Raw genomic sequence first — 22,970 nt, 5'->3', positions numbered from 1 at the left:
ACGAGAAAGGGCGCCCGCAGGTGAGGACGGCTCGTGGCGTATTGCCCTCCCTGTCGCCCCGACGGGAGAAATAGTATGTGCTGGGCTCCGCTCGTCCTTGTCACCGTCGAGAGAGGCCTTCGCCACTCTCCGGATCGAGTGGCGGCGCGGGTGATTGTGTCCATCATGTGCGCCAACCCGCCCCTCGTTTGCGCGTGAAGGCCCGTCTCGCCCGCGTGCCGCTCGATGCGCGGCGGGTCGATGCGATCGAGTGCGTCATCTCGGTGCTGCTCGCGATCGCGCTGGCGCATTGGACCGGCGCGCGCAACGTCAGCTGGGCGGCGTTCTCGGGCTATATGGTCATGCGCGGGCACGTGTCGGAGACGATGCTGCGCGGGCTCTTGCGCATCGTCGGTACCGGTGTTGGCGCCACACTCGCACTCGCACTGGTGCCTTGGGCGACGCGAGGAGCGGCCGCGATGTCGCTGGTGCTGGTCACGGTCACGCTCCCGACGCTCTACGCCGCGCTGACCGCCAAGCGCGCCTATGCGTGGCTGTTCGTGGCGCTCACCTTCGCGATGATCGTGCTCGACGCCGCCGAGCATCCCGGCGCTGCGCTGCGCGCTGGTCGCGACGCGCGTGCTGGAGGTGGCGGTCGGCACGCTCGCCTGCGTACTGGTCAGCCTCGTCTCGACGTTGACGTTCAGGCGCTGGTGGCCCGCCGCCGCGGCACCGCGGGCCGTGCGCCAACCGTGGCAGCCCGACGCATGGCGGCACGCGGCACAGGGCAGCGTCGCCGTCGCGCTGCTGCCGTGGATCGCGCAGATCGTGGACGTGCCCGAGATCGCGCAGGGAGCGGTGACGATCCTGGCGGTCATGATGGTGCCGTTGGCGGGGCTGACCGCGGGCGGGCTGCGGCCGGTGTCGGCGCGGTTGGGACAGCGCGTGCTCGGCTGCGTCGCGGGTGCGGACTATGCGGGCGCGGTGCTGCTGCTCCACGTCTCGGCCGGCATGCTGTTGCTGGCGGTAGCGCTGGGAGTAGCGGCCGGCCGGTTGGCGGAGAACGGCTGGCGCATGCGCAGCTACGTCGGCACACAGTTCGTGCTCGCGGTATTGGTGACGCTGGTCCCCGACCGGATCGAGGATGTGGCGGTCGCGCCCGCGCTGGCGCGGCTCACGGGGATTGCGGTCGGGCTAGCGGTGCTCGAGCCCGTGCTGATCGCGTGGCACCTGCTCGCACCGCGGCTCCCCGGTGCATCGCGCGACGCTGGAGCGGTGGTTGAAACCGGTGGCCCGTAGAACCCGCGGCGACCCCCAGGCGTTCGCGCTGATCAGAGTAGAAAGCGTAGGAACACGGACATGGACATCGGTTTCATCGGTTTGGGCCGGATGGGCACCGGCATGGCTCGGAACCTGGCAGCAGCCGGGCATTACGTGCGTGCTTGGAACCGCTCCCTTGTCGACGCGGCCGAACTGCCGGGCGTCGAACTGCTCGGCGAGGCGGCAGAAGCGTTCGAGAGCGAGGTCGTGTTCACGATGCTCGCAGACGACGCGGCGATCCGGCAGGTCGTGCTCGACGCCGGCCTGCTTGCCAAGGCGCGTCGCGGGCTGGTGCATGTGGTGAGCGCGACGATCGCGGTCGACTTCGCACGCGAACTGGCCGCTGCGCACGAGGCGGCCGGGCTCGGCTACGTCTCCGCACCCGTGTTCGGGCGCCCCGATGCGGCCGCGGCGGCCAAGCTCAACGTCGTCGCGGCGGGCAAGCAAGACGCGGTAGCGCGGGTGCGCCCGCTGCTCGACGCGATCGGGCAGCGTACCTTCGTGCTGGGCGAGGAGCCGAGCCAAGCAAACGCCGCCAAGGTCGCGGGCAACATGCTGATCGCGATGACGATCGAGGCATTGGGCGAGGCGATGACGCTGACCGAGGCGCACGGATTGTCACGCGCCGACTTCCTCGAAATCGCGACCGGCACGCTGTTCGGATGTCCGGCGTTCCACACCTATGGCGGCAAGATCGTCGCCGAGGATTACGAGCCCGGGTTCGTCATGACGCTGGGATTGAAGGATCTGCGGCTCGCAACCGCGGCGGGCGAGGCCTCGGGCCGCACGCTGCCGATGCTCGACGCCGTGCGCGGGCAGATGGAACGCGCGATCGACGCCGGACTGGAAACGCGCGACTGGAGCGTGTTGGCAGACTACACCATGCGCGGCTAGGCCGATTGCACCGGACGCGTGTTCGACTAGGCTCCTGCCCTACGAACAAGCGGGAGAGCATCGATGGCGTACGCCCCCTTTGACCTGACGGGAAAGGTTGCGCTGATCACCGGCGGCAACGGCGGGATCGGATTGGGCATGGCCGATGCGCTGGCGCAAGCGGGTGCTGACGTCGTCATCTGGGGCAACAATCCGGCGAAGAATGCCGCAGCCGAGGCGCAGCTCGCCGCACACGGCCGCCGCGTGGCGGTGGCCGCCGTTGACGTGACCGATGAGGAGGCGGTGGATGCTGGCATCGCCGAGGTGGTCACCCGCATGAGCGGCTGGACTTCGTCGCGGCCAATGCGGGGATGGGGCTGAGCGCGCCCTCGTTCGACCAGCTCTCGACCGAAACCTGGCGACGCGTGTTGGCGGTCAATCTGGACGGCGTGTTCTGGACGTTGCGCGCCGCTGCACGGCACATGCGCGCGCGCGCCGAGGCAGGGGACGCGGGCGGATCGATGATCGTCACCTCCTCGACCAGCGCCATCCACGGCGCGCCGCGCAATCAGGCCTATGCCGCAACTAAGGGAGCGGTACTGCCGATCATTCGCGCGATCGCGGTGGAATATGCTCGCTACGGCGTGCGGGCGAATGCTGTGTTGCCGGGATGGGTCCGCTCGGACATGACCGGGGCGCTGCAGGACAACCAGAAGTTCAACGAGCGGGTCATCGCGCGCGTGCCCGCGCGTCGCTGGGGCGAGCCGGCCGACTTCGGCGGCGTCGCCGTCTATCTGGCAAGCGACGCGTCACGGTTCCACACCGGCGACTCGCTGGTGATCGACGGCGGGTACACGGTGTTCTGAACGAGCGGCGAGCATGGGCGCGCCACGAACGCCGCCCGCCAGTGGCGCTGCGGCCCCACCCGGTCCGGGGGGGCCGTGCGCCTCACATCGCTTTCAGCAACTCCGCGATCTCGACGAAGGCGAACCCGACCGAGCTGTCGGCGATGCCGTAAGGCATGAACAATTTGTCCCCGTGCCGCATCGCGCCGCAGGTGTAGACGACATTGGGGACATAGCCTTCGCGATCCTGGTCGGCAGCGGCGAGGATCGGTTTCGCGGTGCGGCCGATCACCTTGGACGGATCGTTCTTGTCGAGCAGCGCCGCGCCGATCGAATATTTGCGCATCGCGCCGACGCCGTGCGTCAGCAGCAGCCAGCCTTCGTCGATCTCGATCGGCGGGCCGCAATTGCCGATCTGCACGAACTCCCACGGATACTCGGGCTTGAGGATCAGCTGACCGTCGTCCCAGTGCGTCAGGTCATCGGTCGCGAGCAGGTACAGGTTCTCACCATCCTGGCGTCCGATCGACAAATAGCGTCCGCCGACCTTGCGCGGGAAAAGCGCGATGCCCTTGTTGCGCGCGGCGGTGCCCGTCATCGGCACCAGGTCGAACGCGCGAAAGTCGCGCGTGCGTAACAGCTCGGACTGGATCGTCGCGCCGTTATACGCGGTGTAGGTGCCGAGCCACTCGACCTCGCCGTCGTCGTGCGTGAAGTGGACGAGGCGCAGGTCCTCCAGCCCCTTCGACTGCGCGTCGGTGATCGGAAAGATAACGGTGCCCGACAGCGTGCTGTCGCGGTGGCGATAAACGGTGACGGGGCCGACCGGCACCTCCTCCTCATCACTGCCGACCGCGTCGGCGGCAGTGGCGAACGGTGGCTCGGGCGCGAGCTTCAGCTCGTTGTCCTCGCCGATGATGCCTTCGCGGAAGGCGACGGAAGAGATATGCCCCTCGCCCACCGAACGCAGCGACATCAGGATGCGCTGCGACCCCGGCGACATGCCAGACTGATCGGGGTGCGGCACAGCGCTGGGGTTCATCAGCGCGGCGGCGGCATAGCTATATTCGTGACAGAAATACGCACCGATCAACTGGCGCTTCTCGTCATCGATCTGGCTGCCGTCGAGCCCGTGTGCCGAGGCGATCTCGTCATAGCGCGTCATGAACACGCGCCGCGTCTGCCAGTGACGCGCCTCGAAATCCTTGAGCACGAGTTCGAGCTGGTCGCGCGTCTGCTGCGCATCCATCTCGAGCACTTCGTTGATCAGCCGCTGTGACCGGCTGATCCCGCTGCCATTGGCGAGCCAACCGATGTGAAACGGCCTCACCACGACGCGCGACGGGTCGGCGTGCAGGCGCAGCCGGTGATTGAACAGGTCCAACGGGAATACGCCTCGCGATTAACTCGTCTGTGCGATGCGCACCGCATCATGGATCATGCGGCGACGCGCGTCTTCCCTGCCACGCCTGCGGCCCGCTTTGAAAGCCCCGAAATCGCGCAACTCGCCAATTGCAGCGCGAGAATGCTCTCGGCACCCTGGTTGCGGTTGAGCCCGGCAGGCATCAATCCGTCGAAACAGCCACCATCCTTGGCGGTCGCGAGCGGCAGGTCGAGGTCGTTGGCACCCAGGAACCAATGGTACGCGCGCGTCGCCTCGGCGAGCCAGCGGCGATCGCCGGTCGCGTCAAACGCCGCGGCACATGCCTCGACGGTCGCCTGCGCTTCCAGCGGCTGCTGGTCGTACGGTAACGGCTCGGCATAGACGCGGCCGAAGCTTTCCGAGCCCACGGCGCGGAAATGCCCTTCCGGTGATGTCTGTTTGGACATGATCCAGGTCAGCGTCTCGATCCCGCAATCGATCAGATCCTGCCGCCCGAGCGCCTTGCCCGCGCGGATCAGCCCTTCGGGCAGGCGCGCATTGTCATAAGCCAGCACGATCTCGAACCAGCCCCATTCGGGGCGACGCGCCGCATCGAGCAACGCCAGATGCTGATCGGGGAAGCGCTCCAGTATCTCGATCGCGAGCGGGTGGTTGGGCGAGGCTTCCAGCATCGCGGCGGCGCCCAGCATCGCGAAGGATTGCGCGCGCGGGCTGCCGAGATCGAAGGCGAGGCTCGCCGTCATGTCGAACATCGCGGTTGCCCAATCGCGGTGCTTGGGCTCGGCCGCGTCGCGAGCGGTCACGCCGAGCGCCCAGAGCGTGCGGCCGTTCGAGTCCTCAGACCCCACGTCCTCGCACCAGGTCCGGTCGAAGTTCATGAAATTGCGGAAGCGACGGCGATCGGGGTTCCAGGCGTATTGCACGAACGACGCGTAGATCGTGATCCACTTGTCGCGCACGATCGGGTCGACGTCGGCCATCTGGCTCATGAGGATGAGCGCGCGTGCATTGTCATCGATGCAATAGCCGTGACGGCGATCGGGGATCGAGAAGATCGAGTGCTGGAGCATGCCCGTCGAATCGCTCATCCGTTCAACGGCGGCGAGGTCGGGAGGTAACACCTTTGGGGCAGGCGCCGCGCCTGCGGACAGGCGTTTGGGCTGTGCGCCGATGCTGCGTGCGACTTCGTTCATGGCCTTCTCCGCGACGGCGGGCCAGATCATCGTGCGCCCCCGTGCATAGGCGCGCTGCGAGAGTCTGCCCAGGTTGCGCTCGCTGCCGAGCAGATCGTTGATCTCGCGCGCGAACGCGGCGACATCCTTGAAATCGACCAGAACGCCGTGACCATCGGCCAGGATCTCGGTCGCGTGAACATAGGGCGTGGACACCACCGCCTTGCCGACGCCGACCGCGTAGGAGAGCGTGCCGCTCGTGATCTGTGCGGGGTTGAGGTACGGCGTCGCGTAGATGTCGGCGGCCTGGAGGTAATCGATCAGATCGTCGTGATCGACGAAGGCGTCGATGAAGGCGACGTTGTGATCGACGCCCAGTTCGGCGGCGAGCGCCTTTAACCGGTCGCGATACGCCTCACCCTCGTGCGCGACGAGGCTGGGGTGCGTCGCGCCGAGCACGACATAAACCGCATCGGGATGTTTGCCGACGATCGCAGGCATCGCCTCAATTACCGTTTCGATCCCCTTGCCCGGGCTGAGCAGCCCGAACGTCAGGATGATGCGCTTTCCCTGCCAGCCAAAGCGCGCCTTGAACGCATCGGGCGAGACGAACGTGCGATCGGGGACTCCGTGCGGAATAACTGCGATCGACGCGGGGTTGGCGCCATAGAGGCGCTGCAGGATGTCGCGCCCGCGCTCGGCCATGACGATGACCTTGGCAGCGCGGCGCAGCAGTCCTTCAAGCACCGCACGCTCCTGCGCGCTGGGCTTTTCGAGCACGGTGTGCAGTGTGACGATCAAGGGCACCGTGGTGCGGTCGATCAATTCGAGGATGTGGGCGCCCGCGTCACCGCCGAAGATACCGTATTCGTGCTGTACCCATAGCGCTTGCGCGCCGCTCGCCTCGATCGCACGCGCGGTCGCGATATAGGCGGCGCGGTCGTGCTGCGGGATCGCGGCGGTGACAGCTTCGGGGTAATCGTAGCGTCCCGGGTGATCGTCCATCGCGTACACGTCGACCTGGAGGTCGGGGTAACGCTTTCGCAGTGCTTCGTACGTGTCGGTCGTGAACGTGGCGATGCCGCACTTGCGCGGCAGGAAATTCCCGATCAGGGCGATATGCTTGACCGCGCCCGGCTCGACCGACTGCTTCATCCTTCTACCTTTGCTGATCCCGCAGCCGTCATAACGGACCGCCGCTTGGCATCATCAACGGGTCGTCGGGGCTTTGGTTGCATTGCGATGTACTGCAATGCAGCATGATCTTGCACTAGTAACGTGGATCAACCGCGCCCGCGGTAACCCGGAACTCCTTGATCGGGCAGCCATAACCCTTCCGGCGGAGTGCCCGACTGCCAGAACACGTCGATCGGCATGCCGCCGCGCGGGTACCAATAGCCGCCGATGCGCAGCCAGCGCGGGCGCATCTCGCGGAACAGCCGCTCGCCGATGCCGACGGTGCAATCCTCGTGAAAGGCGTTGTGGTTGCGGAAACTACCGAGGAACAGCTTCAACGACTTCGACTCGACGATCGTCTCGTCGGGCACGTAGTCGATCACCAGATGCGCGAAATCGGGCTGGCTCGTCACCGGGCACAGCGAGGTGAACTCGGGCTGGGTGAAGCGGATCAGATAGGTCTGGTGCGCGCGCGGGTTGGGCACATAGTCGAGCACGGCTTCTTCAGGCGAGGTGGGAAGCGGCACCGACTGGCCGAGATGGGTGGGAGCAAGCGTCATGCGCAGGCAGATAGGAGCCGCCGGCGCCGGCGTCACCTGCCGGTTTGTTTCGGACGCGCGCCCGCGCTAAGGCGCACCCCGATCATGACCGACCACCCCGACACCAAACGCGACTGGCGTCACACCGTCTTCCTGCCGAAGACCGACTTTCCGATGAAGGCAGGACTCGCGCAAAAAGAACCCGCGATCCTGGCGCGATGGCAGCAGATGGGGCTGTACGACCGGCTACGCAGCGAGCGTGCCGGGCGCGAGCGCTGGATCCTGCACGACGGCCCGCCCTACGCCAACGGCGACATCCACATGGGCCATGCGATGAACAAGGTGCTGAAGGACGTGATCGTCCGCAGCCGATCGCTGATGGGTTACGACGCGCCCTACGTGCCGGGCTGGGACTGCCACGGTTTGCCGATCGAGTGGAAGGTCGAGGAAGCCTATCGCGCGAAGAAGCTCGACAAGGACCAGGTCCCGGTTGACCAGTTCCGCGCCGAATGCCGCGCCTATGCCGACAAATGGGTCGCGGTGCAGGCAGACGAGTTCCAGCGGCTGGGCGTGATGGGCGACTGGGCCGACCCGTATTTGACGATGAAGTACGAGGCCGAGGCGACGATCGCGGGCGAGCTCTTGAAGTTCGCCGAGAGCGGTCAGCTCTACCGCGGCGCGAAGCCGGTGATGTGGAGCCCGGTCGAGAAGACCGCACTCGCCGAGGCCGAGGTCGAATATGAGGACGTGGTATCGACGCAGATCGACGTGGCGTTCGAGATCACCGACGCGCCGAACGCGCCCGAGCTGATCGGCGCGCACGCGGTGATCTGGACCACGACGCCGTGGACGATCCCGGTAAACCAGGCGTTGGCGTATGGGAAAGACGTACATTACCACGTCTTCCAAGATGAAAACGGACGCCGCTTCCTGCTAGCTTTCGATCTGAAGGAGCAATTCGAGCAGCGCTCAGGGCTAAGTCTAACGACAGTTCCAGACTCAGTCGACGATGACGTTTCCGATCTGCAGAAGATCGCTGATCGACAGGTCTCAGGTTCGCAACTCGAAGGCGCGCTCGCCCGCCACCCGATGCATCACCTCGGCGGGTTCTTCGCCAAGCCGCGACCATTGTTGCCGGGCGACTTCGTGACGACCGACGCCGGTACGGGCCTCGTCCACATGGCGCCCGACCACGGCGAGGACGACTTCCTGCTGTGCAAGCAATACGGGATCGAGCCGGTGTTCGCGGTCGACGGTGCGGGCTTTTACCGCGCGGATTGGGCGTGGCTGGGCGGCCAGGGCAGCGTCATCAACAAGAAGTTCGTCTCCGCCGAGGGCCCAATCTGCGCCGACCTGCGCGAGGCGGGAGCGCTGCTGGCCGCCTCGGACGACTTCAAGCACAGCTACCCGCATTCGTGGAGGTCGAAGGCGAAGGTGATCCAGCGCGCGACGCCGCAATGGTTCATCCCGATGGATCGTAGCGGCGTCGGCGATCTGCCGGGGGCAGATCGCGCCGCGGAGATCGGCTCGCAAAGCGAGCCGTGGGCCGCGGGTCAGGCGCGTGCGGCGGGGATCGCGGGGGAGCAGGATCAGGCGGACCGTGCGGGGCAGCCCCTCTCCCAACCCTCTCCCCAGGGGCGAGAGGGCTTTGAGGGCGACAACGCCCCTACGCTACGCAACCTCGCGCTCGACGCGATCGCGCGGACACGGTGGGTGCCGGCGCGGGCCGAGAACCGGATCACCGCGATGGTCGAGGGGCGCCCCGACTGGGTGATCTCGCGCCAGCGCGCCTGGGGGGTGCCGATCGCGCTCTACGTCCACCGCGCGAGCGGCCAGTACCTCGCCGACGGGCAAGTGAACGCGCGCATCCTCGACGCCTTCAAGGCGGGCGGCGCGGACGCGTGGTTCACCGCCGACCACCAGACGCTGCTCGGTGACCAGTACGATTTGGCCGATTACGAGCCCGTCAACGACATCCTTGATGTGTGGTTCGATTCAGGTTCGACCCACGCCTTCGTCGTCGAGGCGCGCTACGGCGAGGGGACGCGCGCGAACCTGTACGTCGAGGGATCGGACCAGCATCGCGGCTGGTTCCAGTCGTCGCTGCTGGAGAGCTGCGGCACGCGCGGGCGCGCGCCGTATGACGCGGTTCTGACGCACGGCTTCGCGCTCGACGGCAAGGGGCGCAAGATGTCCAAGTCGCTCGGCAACGTCGTCGATCCGTTGAAGATCATCGGTGAGAGCGGCGCCGACATCCTGCGGCTGTGGGCGGTGTCGACCGATTATTTCGACGACATCCGCATCGGCAAGGAAGTGCTGGCGACCGCGTCCGACGCGTACCGCAAGCTGCGCAACACGTTCCGCTACCTGCTCGGCGCGCTCGACGGATTCGGCGAGGACGAGCGGGTCGCGGTGGCGGACATGCCCGAATTGGAGCGCTACGTGCTCCACCTGCTCCACAAGCTCGACCTGGAGCTGCGCAGCGCGGCGGACGCGTTCGAGTTCAACCGCTACACGCGCGCGCTGACCGACTTCTGCAACGAGGATCTGTCGGCGTTCTTCTTCGACGTGCGCAAGGACTCGCTCTACTGCGACGCGCCCACCGACGTAAAACGCCGCGCGTACCGGACGGTGCTCGACACGCTATTCCACGCTTTGGTGCGCTATGCCGCGCCGGTGCTGGTGTTCACCGCCGAGGAGGTATGGCAGGCGCGCTTCGCGCAAGCCGACACGTCGGTTCACCTGCTCGAATGGCCCGAGTTGCCCGAGCAGGCGGCCGAGGACATTGCGCAGCGCTGGCATGAGGTGCGCAAGCTTCGCGAGCGCGTCACCGAGGCGATCGAGCCGCTCAGGCGCGAGAAGACGGTGCGATCGAGCCTGGAGGCCGAGGTTACGGTGCCCGAGGCGCCGCTGCCCGCCGACGCGCTCGCCGAGGTGTTTATCGTCGCGAAGGTGAGCGAGGCCGGCACGGTCGACGTCGCGCGGACCGATTACCATAAGTGCGGGCGCTGCTGGCGGCACCTGCCCGAGGTGCGCGAGGATGGTGATCTGTGCGCGCGGTGCGAGGACGTGGTGGCTGAGGTGGCGGCATGACGCGGGTGACGCCCCGCGCCGGGCTGCTGCTCGCCGCGGTCGTGCTGGTCGTGGATCAACTGGTGAAGTGGCTCGTCACCGGGCCGCTGGGCCTCGATTATCTGAACGCGTCGCGTACGCTGCTGCCGATCTTCGACCTGCGCTTCGTGAAGAACAACGGCGTGTCGCTTGGGCTGCTGCGCGCGGAGACGGCGACGATGCGCTGGGTACTGGTCGCGTTCACGGCCGCGATCGCGATCGCGGTCGCGGTGTGGATGTGGCGCGAACCCAAGCGCGGCGACCAACTGGCGCTCGGGCTGGTGCTGGGTGGCGCGATCGGCAACATCCTCGATCGCGTGCGGCTGGGCTATGTGGTCGATTTCGCCGATCTGCATTTCGGTGAATGGCGGCCGTTCCTCGTCTTCAACGTCGCCGACGCGGCGATTACGATCGGCGTGCTGATTCTGCTGGTGCGCGCGCTCGTGATCCGCGACAAGCCGGGCGAGATCGCGAATTCCTCGGAGAACGTACATGCGTAAGTTGGTGGTGGTGGGCGTCGCACTCGCCACGGTGGCGTCGCTGTCGGCGTGCGGCAAGCGTGGGTACGACCGCGCACGGCCCGACGAGTTCGCGGTGGCGCGCCAGGCGCCGCTGGTGATCCCGCCCGATTTCTCGCTGGTCCCGCCACAGCCGGGCGCCGCGCGCACGCAGGGGACGAACACGCAGGGCCAGACGCTGGAGGCGCTGTTCGGCACCCCCGCACCGCGCAGCCAGGCCGAGGCGGGTGTCGTCGATCAGGCCGGCGGCGACGTGGCGCAGCCCGGCATTCGCAGTGCGGTCGGCGATCCGCAGACCAACGTGATCGACAAGGGCCAGACCACGCGCGACATCATCGCCGCGCCACAGGGTGACGGCCAGGGCGCGCGCGCGGTCGCGGGTGGCGCCAACGCGGGCGCAACGCAGGCGACTACGCCCTCCCCCGCCGCCACGCCAACGCCGCAGCCGTAAGGCCACGTTGACCCACTGACCTCCGTCACCCCGGACTTGATCCGGGGTCCCGCTTCTCGGGAACGGCAGGAGAAGGCAGCGGGATCCCGGATCAAGTCCGGGATGACGGTAAGGCGGATTGGTCGCGAACCGCGCTCGCAATCACGCGCCGGACACTTCGCCCTCGCTGCCCTGCCGCGCTTCCTTCGGCCAGGCGCGGACGTAGACGTCGCGCTGCGCGAACGGAATCTCGATCCCGGCATCCTTGAACAATACCCACAAGCGGTTGAGCACGTCCGAGCGGACGTTGCCGACGCCGCTCTCGGGATCGCTGATCCAGGCGAGGATCTCGTGCTCGACCCCGTCGTTGCCGAACGCGGTCAGCCAGACGTTGGGCTTCGGGCTGGTCAGCACGCGCGGGCTGTCGGCCGCGGCCTTTAACATCAGCGACTGCGCGAGTTTCAGGTCGCACGAATAAGCGACGCTGACCGGGATGCGGACGCGCACGTTGCGGTCGGTGAAGGACCAGTTCTCCACCTCCTGCGTCATCAGATTCTCGTTCGGGATCAGGTGCTCCTTGCCGTCGCGCGTCACCACGCTGACCGCGCGCACGCCGATCTTGTTGACCCAGCCGAAACTGTCGCCGACGACGATCACGTCGCCCGGCTTGATCGATCGGTCCATCAGCAGGATGATGCCTGCGATCAGATTGCCAACCGTTTTCTGCAACCCGAACCCGACCGCCAGCCCCATCGCGCCCGAGAAAAAGGCAAAGGCGGTGAGGTCGATCCCGGCAAAGTCGATGCCAAAGAAAAAGGCTGCCACCACGATGCCGATGCTCGCCAGCTTCTGCGCGAGCAGCTTCTGCGTCGCATCGAGCGACCGCGCCTCGCCGATCGTGTGCGTGACGACGCGGTTGGCGAGCCGGACGCCCGCGAAGATGACGATCGCGGTGACCAGGATGTAGATCAACGCGAGCAGCGACAGCCGCCGGCGGCCGACGTTGAACCCGACCGCGTCGAGCGTGGTGGTGATCGGCTCCAGCCCACCCACCGCGCGGCTGAGCAAGGTCACGAACACGATGATCGCAAAGGTCCAGGTCGCCCAGCGCGGCATGCCGAGCCCGCGCAGCACCGCGTGCGCGAGTGCGGCCGCCGCCGCCCCCAGCGCGATGCCGATCGGCAGGCCTACCCAACCGGTCCAATCATGCGACACCAGCACCAGCACCAGCGCGAGCAGCAGCGCGGCGCTGCCGTGGCGCAGGATCGCGCTCATGCGGCGCCACAATCCCTCACCATGATTGGCGACGCGCGCCTTCCACCAGGCCGCGACACGTGGCCCCAGCACGCGCCCGGCCGTGAGCCCGAGCAGCAGCGAGACGAGGACGAGCACGCCCGCCACCGCCATTTCGAGCAGGTCGAACCGGCCCGGCAGCGTGATGCCGTTCTCGTTCAGCCAGTCGGTCGCGAAGCTCACCCGCGCGCGGTCCGGAACGCGGCGAGCCCGCGCGCGAGATCCGCGATCAGGTCGGCCGGGTCCTCCAGCCCGATCTGCAAACGGACGAGCGGGCCGGCGAAGTCGGGCTTCGTCGCGGTGCGATGACGCGCAGGGTCGACCGGCAATGCGAGACTCTCATACCCACCCCAGCTGTAGCCGATGCCGAAATGGTCGAGCGTGTCGATCAAGGCGGCGCGCGCGCGCTCGTCGCCGCCCGCCAGCGCGAACGAGAACAGCCCCGACGAGCCGAGGAAGTCGCGCGTAAACGTCTCGTGTCCGGGGCAGGACGGGAGCGCGGGATGAAGGACGCGCGACACCTCGGGCTGGGCGTCCAGCCAGCGCGCGATCTCCAGCGCGCTCGCCTGATGCTGGCGCAGTCGGACTGACATGGTGCGCAGGCCGCGGCTACCGAGCCAGGCGTCGTCGGGGCTGGTGACCTGCCCAAGCTGGAAGCTGGTGTCGCGAAGGCTCGCGAAGCGGCCAGGACCGGCGGTGACCGAGCCGAGCATCACGTCCGAATGCCCGACGACGTATTTGGTGCAGGCGAGGATCGAATAATCGACGCCGTGCGCGATCGCGGGAAAGAACAAGGGCGTCGCCCAGGTGTTGTCGAGGATCGTCGCGATTCCGCGCGCGCGCGCGACCGCGACAATCGCAGGCACGTCCTGCACCTCAAAGGTCAGGCTGCCGGGCGACTCCATGAAGATCGCGCGCGTGGTGGGGCCGATCAGATCGGCGATGCCTGCGCCCACCAGCGGATCGTAGAAACGCGCGGCGATGCCGAACCGCTTGAGCAGCCCGGTCGTCATCGAGCGCGTCGGGTCATAAGCGCTGTCGGGCACGAGCAGCTCGTCACCGGGTGACAGCACCGCCATCAGGCAGGCGGCGATCGCGGCGACGCCCGAGGGGTAGAGGAACGTGCCCTCCGCGCCGGGCTCGAGCGACGTCAGCGCGTCGGCGAGGCTCCACTGCGTCGGCGTGCCGCGGCGTCCGTAGAACAGGCGGTGGTGGGTGTCGGCCGCCCCGCTCGCGCGCAGGTGCGCGACGTCGTCGTAGAGGATCGTCGACGCGCGCCAGACCGGCGGGTTGACGACCCCGGCGGTCCACTCGCGCCGGCGACCGGCGGTGACGACGCGCGTATCGGGACGGAGGTCTTCGTGGTCGCTCATGCGTCACCGATCGCCTTGGGGGTGGAGGGATCGGACCCCCATTCGGTCCAGCTGCCGTCATACACCGCTGCCTCGTGGCCCAAGAGGTGCGCGGCGAAAGCGAGGATGCTTGCGGTGATGCCCGAGCCGCAGGTCATCAGCATCGGTCGTTCGGGATCGACGCCGGCGGCGGCGAAGGCGGCGCGTAAGGACTCCCCGCGCTTCCATGTACCGTCGGGATTGAAGACCTGCTTGTACGGCAGGTTGCGCGCGCCGGGGATGTGGCCGGGCGCGACGCCCGCGCGTGGGTCGGCTTCAGCGCCAGTGAAGCGCGCCACGCCGCGGGCGTCGACGATCTGCGTGTCGCTGCTCAGCGCGGCGCGTACCTGCTCCATGTCGGCGATGCTCCTGCCCTGCGCGCGCGGGGTCGCGTGGCGCGGGCGGATGGTGTGTGCGCCGGTTTCCCGCGGTCGTCCTTCCGCGCGCCACTTGGCCAGACCGCCGTCGAGGATCGCGACATCGCTGAAGCCGAACGCGCGCAGCATCACCCAGGCGCGCCCGGCAGTTACGTGCGAAGCGTCGTCGTAGAGGACGATCCGCAACCCGTCGCCGAGCCCGAGCTTCGCCATCCGGCTGGCGAAACGCGCCGCGTTCGGCATGGTCGAGGGGAGCGGGCTGTCCGGGTCGGAGAAGCCGGCGAGGTCCATGAATACTGCGCCCGGCACGTGCCCCGCGGCGAACTCGGCCGCGGCGTCGCGCTTCGGCTCGCCGGGGAGGTCGATGTGATAGGTCGCGTCGGCAACGCGTAGGTCACGGTCGCTCAGATGATCGGCGAGCCACTGGGTGGAGACGAGCGGGTCCATGCCGGGCAGCATAGCGGGGTGTAGGGACGGCGCCAGTGGCGGGGTGCAGTGTCCTTTAAGCTCCCCTCCCTGAAAGGAAGGGGTTGGGGGTGGGTCGGTGCGACGCGGTCCGCACGCGAGCAGCCGATGTGGACGTCTCTCCGGTGTCGCTGCCGCCGATCAGCGATGTGGCCTACGCAACCTACCCGCCCCGCCCCTCCCTTCCAGGGAAGGGTGCGCGCTGAACTCAGTAAGGCGGGCCGCTTGCGTCGAGGTGGTCGAGGAACGTCGCGGCCTGCGCGCGCGTCTCGGCGCGGGTCTCGGGCTTCATCCGGTCCCAGGTGCGGTACGGCATCGCCATACGGCGGTTGGGGCGCAATTTGTCCTCGTTGCGCGCGAGAAAGTCCCAGTAGAGCGCGTTAAACGGGCAGGCGTCGTCGCCGACGCGTTTCGTCACGTCGTAGCGGCAGTGCGCGCAATAGTCGGACATGCGATTGATGTACGCGCCTGACCCCGCATAAGGCTTGGAGCCGAGCAGCCCGCCGTCGCCGAACTGGCTCATGCCGAGCGTGTTGGGCAGCTCGACCCATTCATAGGCGTCGATATAGACTTCGAGGTACCAGAGGTGGACCGCCTTCGGGTCGGCCCCGATCAGCAGCGCGAAATTGCCGGTGACCATCAGCCGCTGGATATGGTGCGCGTGCGCGGTGGCGAGCGTCTGGCCGAGCGCTTCGCGCAAGCAATGCATGTCGGTTTCGCCGGTCCAGTACCAGTCGGACAGCTGGCGCGTATTCCCGAAATAATTGCGCTCAACGTAATTCGGCCCCTCGCGCCAGTAGATGCCGCGCATATACTCGCGCCAGCCGAGGATCTGGCGGACGTAGCCCTCGACCGAGTTGATCGGTGCCTTGCCCGCGCGGTACGCCGCCTCGGCGCGGCGGCATAGGTCAAGCGGATCGAGCAGCCCCGCGTTCAGATAGGGCGAGAGGATCGAGTGCCATAGATGGCGCTCGCCGGTCAGCATCGCGTCCTCGTAATCGCCGAACTTCTCCAGCGCGTGCGCGAAGAAGGTGTCGGCCTGCCGCGCAGCGTCCTCAGCGGTGACGGCATAGTCGAAGCCGTCGAGCGTGCCGGGATGATCGGCGAAGCGCGCGGCAACGAGGGCGAGCACATCCTGTGTCGTCTCGTCGGGCGCGAACGCGAGCGGTTGCGGCATGAACAGGTCGTGGCTCGCAGGCTTTCGGTTCTCCTTGTCGAAGTTCCACTGCCCACCCGCCGGCTCGTTTCCGTCCATCAGCACGCCGGTGCGCTGACGCATTGCGCGGTAGAAATACTCCATCGTCAGCACCTTGCGCGACGCGGCCCAGGCCTCGAAATCGGCATGCGTGCCGATGAAGCGGTCGTCGGTCAGGATGTCGACGGGCACCCCGAACAACGTCTCCCACGCGTCGAGCATGGCGCGCACGCGCCACTCCCCCGCCTCGGTCGCGACGATGCGGTCGGGGGCGTGCCGCGCGACCGCGCGCGCGACCTCGCCGGTGAAGCTGCCGCTATTGTCCGCGTCGTTGAGGCGGACGTAATCGACCTGCCAGCCCGCTTCGCGCAGCGCCGCGGCATGATGGCGCATCGCGGAGAGGATGAAGGCGATCTTCTGCTTGTGATGCCGGACGTAGGTCGTCTCGTCGGCGACTTCCATCATCAGCACAACCGTGTCCGCCATGTCCGCGGCGGCGAGCGAGGAGATCGTCGGGGTGAGTTGATCGCCGAGGATGGGGACGAGCGTGGTCATGCGCGTCCTAACGCATGTTGCGACGTCAGCGCTCCAGGATCGCGCGGGCGCGCGCGCAGTCGGCGTCCATCTGCGCCATCAAGGCGTCGAGCGTGTCGAACTTCGCCTCGGGACGCAGGAACTCGATCAGCTCGACTTCGAGTTTCTGGCCGTAGAGGTCGCCGGAGAAGTCGAAGAAATAAGGTTCGAGCAATTCCTTGGGCGGCTCGAACTGCGGGCGGATGCCGAGATTGGCGGCGCCGTTCAGCACGCGCCCGTCGGTGAGGCGCCCGCGCACCGCGTAGATGCCGTAGGCGGGGCGAAGATATTTGCCCATGTCGAGGTTGGCGGTGGGATAGCCGATCGTGCGGCCAACCTTGTCACCGTGCTGCACCACGCCCTCGATTGCAAAGGGTCGCGTGAGCAGCCGCGCCGCACCCGCAGGGTCGCCGGCGCGCAGCAGCTCGCGGATGCGGGTGGAAGACACCGTCTCACCGCCGAGCGCGACCGCGCCGACCGTTTCAGCGGTGAAGCCGAAGGCACGACCGAACGCGGCGAGGCCCGCCGCATCGCCGACCTTGCCCTTGCCGAAGGTGAAATCCTCGCCGGTGACGACGCCCGCGACCCGCAGCCGATCGACCAGCCGCTCGGTGACGAATTGCTCGGCAGTCAGCGCGGCGAAGGCGGCGTCGAAGGAGAACACCACCATCGCGTCGGCACCCGCGGCGGCGAACAAGCGCTCGCGCTGGTCGAGCGTGGAAAGGCGGAACGGCGCGGTGTCGGGGCGGAAAAAGCGGACCGGGTGCGGATCGAAGGTGGCGACGAGCGCGGGTCGTCCTTCGGCACGGGCGCGCTCGACCACGCGCGCGACGACCGCCTGGTGGCCGAGGTGAAATCCGTCGAAATTGCCGAGCGCGACGACGCCGCCGGCGAGGTGCGGCGGGACCGGGGCGCTGCCGTCGAGGCGCTCCATGACGCGCGCTCTAGGGGGCGCGGTGCCGGGCGGCAAGTCCGCGGGCGCTCACCGTTCCAGCCGGACGAAGCTGTAGGCGGGGCGCGTGCCTTCCGCGGCGTGATCCTCGCGCGACACCTCGCGCCAGCCGGTGAAGGCGGGCACGATCGCGTCGCCCTCGGGTGTCGCGTGAACCTCGGTGAGCTCGATCGCGTCGGCTCTAGCGAGGTAGAGCGCGAAGATCTCCGCGCCGCCGATTACCGCGACATGCGCGCCCGCGATGCGCAGTGCGACGGCGGGATCATGCACCACCTCCGCCCCCGCTGCCTTCCAGCTACGGTCGCGCGTCAGCACGATGTGGCGCCGGCCGGGGAGCGGCGCGGGAAAGCTCTCGAACGTCTTGCGCCCCATCACCATCGCGCGGCCGGTGGTCAGCGCCTTGAAGTGGCGCAGGTCGGCCGGCAGGTGCCACGGCAGCTTGCCGTGTGCGCCGATCACGCCATTCTCCGCGCGCGCAAGGACGAAGGTGACGCTCAAAGCGATTGCCCGTCGTCGACGTCGATCACGCTGCCAGTGACGTGCGCCGAGGCGTCGGAGGCGAAGAAGGTCAGCATGTCGTCGAGTGCGTCGATCGGCAGCAGGCGGCGGCGGTGCCATCCGGCGATCTGCGCGCGCCCGCCCTCGGTCGCGAACCAGTCGCCGTTGATCTCGGTCTGGATGTAGCCGGGCTGGATCGTGTTGACGTTGATGCCGGCGCGCACCCACTCGCGCGCGAAGTTGCGCCCCAGATGCGCGACCGCGGCCTTGCTGGCGGCATAAGCGGCGTCGCCGGTCGCGGTCTGGTGCGACGTCATCGACCCGATCAGCACGACGCGCCCGTGTCCCCGCTCGCGTGCACCGGCGGCGATCAGGCGACGCGCGCCCTCGCGGACGGTCAGGAACACGCCGGTAAAGTTGGTGTCGATCGTTGAGCGGATGAGGTCGGCAGCAAGGTCGGTCGAGCGGCCGGGATTGGCTTGACCCGCGTTGGCGACGATCGTGTCGACGGTGCCGAAATGCGCCTCGGCCGCGTCATAGGCGGCGGCGATCGATGCCTCGTCGGTCACGTCGATGCTCAGCGGCAGCGCGGCGTCACCGAGCCGGTCGGCGAGCGCCTGGACCCGGTCGACGCGGCGCGCGCCGATCGCGACGCGTGCGCCGCGTGCCACGAACAGTTCGGCGAAATGCGCACCCAAGCCTGAGGACGCGCCGGTGATGAGCGCGACGCGCCCGCTCAGGTCGAATGCCATCGCTCCCTCCCTTTACACCGCAACCGGCGCGGCGATGTGCGGGTGCGGATCGTAATCGACAACGCGGAAATCATCGATGGTGTAGTCGAAGATCGAGGCCGGCTGACGCTGCAGTTCGAGCCGCGGATGCCCGCGCGGCTCGCGCGCCAGTTGCTCGCGCACCAGATGTTCGTGGTTCAAGTAAACGTGCGCGTCACCGCCGCTCCATACCAATTCGCCGGGCTGGAGGTCGCATTGCTGCGCCAGCATGTGGACGAGCATCGCGGCGGAGAAGGCGTTGAACGCGAAGCCGAGCCCGAGATCGCACGAGCGCTGCCACAACAGCCCCGACAACCGGCCCTGGCTCACGAAGAACTGATAGGTCATATGACACGGCGGCAGCGCCATGCGGTTCACCTCGGCGACGTTCCAGCCGGTGAACAGCAGCCGGCGCGAGGTCGGGTTGGTGCGGATTGCCTCGACCAGCTCGGCGATCTGGTTGACCCCTGCGCCGCGACGGTAGAGGTCGTCGCCCACGGGTTCATACGTCTGCCAGTCGACCCATTGCTTGCCGTAGACAGGCCCGAGATCACCCCACTCGCGGGCGAAATCGTCGTCGGCGAGGATGCGCGCCTCGAATGCGTCGCGCGTCACCTGGTCCCCGGTCTCGCGGCGGTAGCGATCGAGCGGCCAGTCGGTCCAGATGTGGACCTTCTGTTCGACCAACGCGCGGATGTTGGTGTCACCGGTCAGGAACCACAGCATCTCGCGCGCCGCGGTCTTCCACGCGACGCGCTTGGTGGTGAGAAGCGGCACCGCGCCCCCTTCTAGCGAGAAGCGCAGTTGCGGGCCAAACACCGCGCGGGTGCCGACACCGGTGCGGTCGCGACGCTCGTCGCCCTCCTCCCACACGCGGCGCAGCAGGTCGAGATACTGGTGTTCGTAGTGCGAGTCGGTCACGGCAGCCGTGCTACCGCCAGTCACCCGCCGACGCCATCCACAGCGCGATCGCCGCCGCCGCCGCGGTGTCGGCACGCAGGATGCGGGGGCCGAGCGCGATACCAATCGCTTGCGGCAATGCCCGGATCGCGGCGCGCTCGTCGTCGTCGAAGCCGCCTTCGGGGCCGATCAGGATCGCGGCCGCGCCGGGCGCGCCGCGCATCGCCTCGGCCGCCGGCGTACCGCCCAGTTCGTCGGCGAAGAACAGGTGTCGGTCGGCGGGCCAGTCGCGCAGCAGCGCGGCGAGCTTCACCGGCTCGGCGACCGCGGGCACCGCAGTGCGGCCGCATTGCTCGGCCGCCTCGACCATATGCGCGGCGAGCCGTTCGATGTTGGGCTTGTCGACCACGGTACGCCTGGTGACGACGGGGACGAGCCGCGCAACGCCCAGTTCGCACGCCTTCTCCGCCATCCAGTCGACACGGCCCTTCTTCAAGGGCGCGGCGCAGAGCCACAGGTCGGGGACGTGTTCAAGCGGGGCGAGTTGCTGCTGCACGTCGAGCGTCACGTCGCGGCGCGCCACGTCAGTCGCGACCGCCAGCCACTCGCCGCTCGCGCCGTCGAACAGCTTGACCGGATCGCCCGGCTTCATCCGCATGACCGAGACGAGATAATGCGCCTGCGGACCCGACAGCGTCAGCGCGCCAGCCCCGAGTGGCGCATCCACGAACAGCCGCGGGGTCGAGCGCGGCGGCCAGGCAGGGGTTGCTCCCATCATTTTCTCCGTCCGCGCACGATCAGCCAGCGCGCGCCGAGAAACAGGATCGCGCCCGCGAGCGCAATCCCCAGCACCACGCCGGTCACAACACCCGCGACGCGCACGATGGCAAAGAACAATGCCTCGAAAAAGCGGCCGATCGCGACCGAGATGTGGACCATCTAGCGCGCGGCGCGCTGCGTCACGGAACGCCGCAACGACGGAGGTACGAAACGGTGCGGCATCGACGACACCGCATATCGCAATCCGCCCTTTTGGTCACCCGGCGAACGAGCGCATCATTTGGCGGCGACGCGGGTCCAAGTTTGCGACTTGCACAGGCCCGGCAGCACGCAGCCGGTGCCGATCAGCGTGTTCGCGCCTTGCAGCGATAGCGTGCCGTCGAACTCCTGCCCGAGATCGGGAACGAACACCGTGCCCTGCCACGCGCCACCGGGGCCGCGGCGGAAGTCACGAAACAATTGCGTACCGATCAGCCGGTCGGTGCCGCCCGCCGCCGCATCGTCGCGCGCGCGCTGGTCAGCGGCGACGACGGTGCCGCACAATCCGGCGCCGCAGGGCGCGACGCGGATGCGGACGCTGTCGCGCGCGTTGCGCCACGTACCGGCAGGGGTGGCGACGGGTGCGGCGATCGCGGGGGTGGCGACGGCGAACGCTGCGGCGGTGAGGATCAGACGCTTCATGACGGGCGAGATAGGGATGCAATCGGCCCAATTTAAGAGTGTCCGCGTGACGGGTGGCTGATGATTGGCGGCGCGACGCGAATGGCGGTAGGGCGGACGGGTGACTGCCTCCCCTGCCCCCGGTACGACTCCCGAGATCACCCCCGATAGTGAGCATCGCGGGCTGGTCGCGCTGCTGCCGCGCAGCCTTCGCGGCTTTGCGCTGCTGGCGCGGTTCGATCGGCCGATCGGCTGGTGGCTGCTGTTCTGGCCCGGTGCCTGGGCGGTGGCACTGGCGGGCGGCGTGGTCGCGCGCTGGGACCTGATCCTGTGGCTGCTCGTCGGCGCGATCGCGATGCGCGGCGCGGGCTGCGTATACAACGACATCGTCGACCGCGATCTGGATGCGAGCGTCGAGCGGACGCGCAACCGCCCGCTGGCGAGCGGTGCGGTGTCGAAGCGCGCGGCGTGGGTGTGGCTGCTGCTGCTGTGCCTGGTCGGGCTGGTCGTGCTGGTGCAGTTGCATCTGCCGGCAGCGATCGTCTCGCTGGCGGCGATCCTGCCGGTCGCGGCCTATCCGTTCATGAAGCGGATCACCTGGTGGCCGCAGGTGTGGCTGGGGCTGGTCTTCTCTTGGGCGGCCTTGGTCGGGTGGACCGAGACGTGGGGGTGGCTGAGCGCAGGCGGTGTGCTGCTCTATGCCGGTGGCATCTTCTGGGTGGTCGGGTACGACACGATCTACGCATTGCAGGACCGCGAAGACGACGCCCTGGTCGGTATTCGATCGTCGGCCCTGCGCATGGGGCAACACGTGCGCGGCGGCGTGGGCGTCTGCTACGCGCTCGCGGTCGCGCTGTGGGCGGCGGCCTTGTGGCAGGTGCGCGCCGATCCGCTGGCGCTCGTCGCATTGCTGCCGGTGGCGGCGCATCTCGCATGGCAGGTCCTGACGCTCGCGCCAGACGACGGCGCCGGGGCGCTGGCGCGGTTCCGGTCGAACCGGTTCGCAGGGTTGTTGATGTTCCTCGCCTGCGTGGTGGTGGGGACGCCGTTGTAGGCGCGGAAGGTCGCAAAGGTCACAGGCCAACGCAGGTGCGCGCGCGGTGATGTTCTGCGGTGAGAAAGAGCGGGTGGCGGCTGGGCGAGTTCGGAGCGTGTAGGACAGCGAATTACAAGCGTGTGATCGATTGGCGGTCGCGCGTTTCTGCTAGACTCTGCGCATCGTCAGTTGCCCTCTGCGAGATGGCCGGTCAGGCTGTAGCACCACCACCCTGCGATTGCCGCGTCGACGAACACGAAGATCACGAACTCCGATGTTGCGCAGGCAAGCGTCAGCACGATCGGACATCCCATGAACAGGGCTTTCCGATGGCGGGCGATTGTGATCGGGAACAAGGCTGCGAGCGTCATCCCGAGAAGCAGCGGAACAACCGAAGCGACGATCGCGAGCGGTATCGCGATCGGCAGCAAGATCAGCCCGAACGCGGATCGTTCCAGGATCGCCGTCGCCAACAGCGTCAGGATGGTGCCGCCGATCGCGCCGACAAGCCATGCCGAGAAGATCGTCGTGATCAGTTCGCGCCTGACATTCATCCCTACCGACCAGCCTGCCCCGTTATCGCCCTATTGGGGCTGAAAACCCGATCTGATGACAAGCGGTATCTGTCATCACGCCATCATCAATAATCCCGAGGCTGGGTGACGGGAGCCATCAGAGCTCGGTTGTCACATGCGCCGCCATACGCACCCTAGTATCCCACGTCCCCGCCCCC

Annotated in this window: 21 protein-coding genes and 2 pseudogenes; 8 read left to right on the top strand and 15 right to left on the bottom strand. The window is 67.9% G+C overall.

Going from position 1 to position 22,970, the window contains the following annotated elements; genetic code table 11:
• Positions 1–77 precede the first annotated feature (77 nt).
• The 4 genes and pseudogenes from Q0579_RS18330 to Q0579_RS18325 form a co-directional block, all read left to right on the top strand.
• Positions 78–539, top strand: a pseudogene (locus tag Q0579_RS18330) (FUSC family protein); the annotation flags it as partial.
• Between the two features lie 79 nt (positions 540–618).
• Positions 619–1,278 carry a hypothetical protein gene (locus Q0579_RS17445; protein ID WP_298815067.1) on the top strand — a complete coding sequence of 220 codons (660 nt, stop codon included), beginning with the start codon at positions 619–621 and terminating at the stop codon, positions 1,276–1,278.
• A 60-nt stretch (positions 1,279–1,338) separates the two neighbouring features.
• Entirely contained in the window at positions 1,339–2,193 is an 855-nt protein-coding gene (locus tag Q0579_RS17440) for an NAD(P)-dependent oxidoreductase (protein ID WP_298814921.1), read from the top strand.
• Between the two features lie 63 nt (positions 2,194–2,256).
• Positions 2,257–3,038, top strand: a pseudogene (locus Q0579_RS18325) (SDR family oxidoreductase).
• A gap of 82 nt (positions 3,039–3,120) precedes the next feature.
• On the opposite strand, the gene Q0579_RS17425 reads toward Q0579_RS18325, so the two are convergent.
• The 3 genes from Q0579_RS17425 to queF all read right to left on the bottom strand — a co-directional run bounded on the left by Q0579_RS17425 (position 3,121) and on the right by queF (position 7,309).
• Positions 3,121–4,401, bottom strand: coding sequence for a glycoside hydrolase family 130 protein (locus Q0579_RS17425; protein ID WP_298814914.1), 1,281 nt, complete (start codon positions 4,399–4,401; stop codon positions 3,121–3,123).
• 53 nt (positions 4,402–4,454) lie between these two features.
• Positions 4,455–6,728, bottom strand: a complete 2,274-nt coding sequence (locus Q0579_RS17420) for a glycosyltransferase family 4 protein (protein WP_298814911.1) — start codon at positions 6,726–6,728, stop codon at positions 4,455–4,457.
• A 128-nt stretch (positions 6,729–6,856) separates the two neighbouring features.
• Positions 6,857–7,309, bottom strand: a complete 453-nt coding sequence (queF, locus tag Q0579_RS17415) for a preQ(1) synthase (protein WP_298815048.1) — start codon at positions 7,307–7,309, stop codon at positions 6,857–6,859.
• Between the two features lie 84 nt (positions 7,310–7,393).
• On the opposite strand from queF, the gene Q0579_RS17410 reads away from it, so the two are divergent.
• The 3 genes from Q0579_RS17410 to Q0579_RS17400 are packed head-to-tail and all read left to right on the top strand — an operon-like array spanning position 7,394 to position 11,368.
• Positions 7,394–10,381: an isoleucine--tRNA ligase gene (locus Q0579_RS17410; protein WP_298814908.1), complete on the top strand. Its 2,988-nt coding sequence runs from the start codon at positions 7,394–7,396 to the stop codon at positions 10,379–10,381.
• Positions 10,378–10,899, top strand: coding sequence for a signal peptidase II (gene lspA, locus Q0579_RS17405; RefSeq protein ID WP_298814905.1), 522 nt, complete (start codon positions 10,378–10,380; stop codon positions 10,897–10,899). Before Q0579_RS17410 ends, lspA begins: the two co-directional genes overlap by 4 nt.
• The gene (locus Q0579_RS17400) at positions 10,892–11,368 is read left to right on the top strand and encodes a DUF3035 domain-containing protein (protein ID WP_298814902.1); all 477 of its coding nucleotides are present in this window, start codon (positions 10,892–10,894) and stop codon (positions 11,366–11,368) included. Before lspA ends, Q0579_RS17400 begins: the two co-directional genes overlap by 8 nt.
• Positions 11,369–11,509: 141 nt before the next feature.
• Here Q0579_RS17400 and Q0579_RS17395 read toward each other — a convergent pair whose 3' ends face one another.
• The 11 genes from Q0579_RS17395 to Q0579_RS17345 form a co-directional block, all read right to left on the bottom strand.
• Positions 11,510–12,823: a mechanosensitive ion channel domain-containing protein gene (locus Q0579_RS17395; RefSeq protein ID WP_298814899.1), complete on the bottom strand. Its 1,314-nt coding sequence runs from the start codon at positions 12,821–12,823 to the stop codon at positions 11,510–11,512.
• On the bottom strand, positions 12,820–14,013 hold the full coding sequence (gene metC, locus Q0579_RS17390; RefSeq protein WP_298814896.1) for a cystathionine beta-lyase: 1,194 nt from the start codon (positions 14,011–14,013) through the stop codon (positions 12,820–12,822). The genes Q0579_RS17395 and metC overlap by 4 nt, the downstream gene beginning before the upstream one ends.
• Positions 14,010–14,855 carry a sulfurtransferase gene (locus Q0579_RS17385; protein ID WP_298814893.1) on the bottom strand — a complete coding sequence of 282 codons (846 nt, stop codon included), beginning with the start codon at positions 14,853–14,855 and terminating at the stop codon, positions 14,010–14,012. Before Q0579_RS17385 ends, metC begins: the two co-directional genes overlap by 4 nt.
• A gap of 226 nt (positions 14,856–15,081) precedes the next feature.
• Positions 15,082–16,623 (bottom strand): cryptochrome/photolyase family protein, encoded by a 1,542-nt coding sequence (locus Q0579_RS17380; protein ID WP_298814890.1) that lies wholly within the window; start codon positions 16,621–16,623, stop codon positions 15,082–15,084.
• 25 nt (positions 16,624–16,648) lie between these two features.
• Positions 16,649–17,575 (bottom strand): bifunctional riboflavin kinase/FAD synthetase, encoded by a 927-nt coding sequence (locus Q0579_RS17375; RefSeq protein WP_298814888.1) that lies wholly within the window; start codon positions 17,573–17,575, stop codon positions 16,649–16,651.
• A gap of 48 nt (positions 17,576–17,623) precedes the next feature.
• On the bottom strand, positions 17,624–18,091 hold the full coding sequence (locus Q0579_RS17370) for a dihydrofolate reductase (RefSeq protein ID WP_298814887.1): 468 nt from the start codon (positions 18,089–18,091) through the stop codon (positions 17,624–17,626).
• A complete protein-coding gene (locus Q0579_RS17365) occupies positions 18,088–18,843 on the bottom strand; it encodes an SDR family NAD(P)-dependent oxidoreductase (RefSeq protein ID WP_298814885.1) in 756 nt (251 codons plus the stop codon). The genes Q0579_RS17370 and Q0579_RS17365 overlap by 4 nt, the downstream gene beginning before the upstream one ends.
• 12 nt (positions 18,844–18,855) lie before the next feature.
• Positions 18,856–19,782: a thymidylate synthase gene (thyA, locus tag Q0579_RS17360; protein ID WP_298814883.1), complete on the bottom strand. Its 927-nt coding sequence runs from the start codon at positions 19,780–19,782 to the stop codon at positions 18,856–18,858.
• A 10-nt stretch (positions 19,783–19,792) separates the two neighbouring features.
• Positions 19,793–20,536 (bottom strand): 16S rRNA (uracil(1498)-N(3))-methyltransferase, encoded by a 744-nt coding sequence (locus tag Q0579_RS17355; protein WP_298814881.1) that lies wholly within the window; start codon positions 20,534–20,536, stop codon positions 19,793–19,795.
• Positions 20,536–20,700: a hypothetical protein gene (locus tag Q0579_RS17350; protein WP_298814878.1), complete on the bottom strand. Its 165-nt coding sequence runs from the start codon at positions 20,698–20,700 to the stop codon at positions 20,536–20,538. The genes Q0579_RS17355 and Q0579_RS17350 overlap by 1 nt, the downstream gene beginning before the upstream one ends.
• Positions 20,701–20,817: 117 nt before the next feature.
• The gene (locus Q0579_RS17345) at positions 20,818–21,222 is read right to left on the bottom strand and encodes a DUF2147 domain-containing protein (protein ID WP_298814875.1); all 405 of its coding nucleotides are present in this window, start codon (positions 21,220–21,222) and stop codon (positions 20,818–20,820) included.
• Positions 21,223–21,322: 100 nt separating this feature from the next.
• Here Q0579_RS17345 and ubiA point away from each other — a divergent pair, with 100 nt between their 5' ends.
• The gene (gene ubiA, locus Q0579_RS17340) at positions 21,323–22,255 is read left to right on the top strand and encodes a 4-hydroxybenzoate octaprenyltransferase (RefSeq protein WP_298814872.1); all 933 of its coding nucleotides are present in this window, start codon (positions 21,323–21,325) and stop codon (positions 22,253–22,255) included.
• A gap of 167 nt (positions 22,256–22,422) precedes the next feature.
• Here the strand turns inward: ubiA and Q0579_RS17335 are convergent, their stop codons facing one another.
• Entirely contained in the window at positions 22,423–22,791 is a 369-nt protein-coding gene (locus Q0579_RS17335; protein WP_298814868.1) for a hypothetical protein, read from the bottom strand.
• Between the last annotated feature and the right edge of the window lie 179 nt (positions 22,792–22,970).

This window comes from uncultured Sphingomonas sp., from assembly GCF_936927845.1.
GTDB lineage: Bacteria > Pseudomonadota > Alphaproteobacteria > Sphingomonadales > Sphingomonadaceae > Sphingomonas.
Note: the sequence above shows the minus strand (reverse complement) of the source record. Positions and strands in the feature narration are given on the sequence as shown.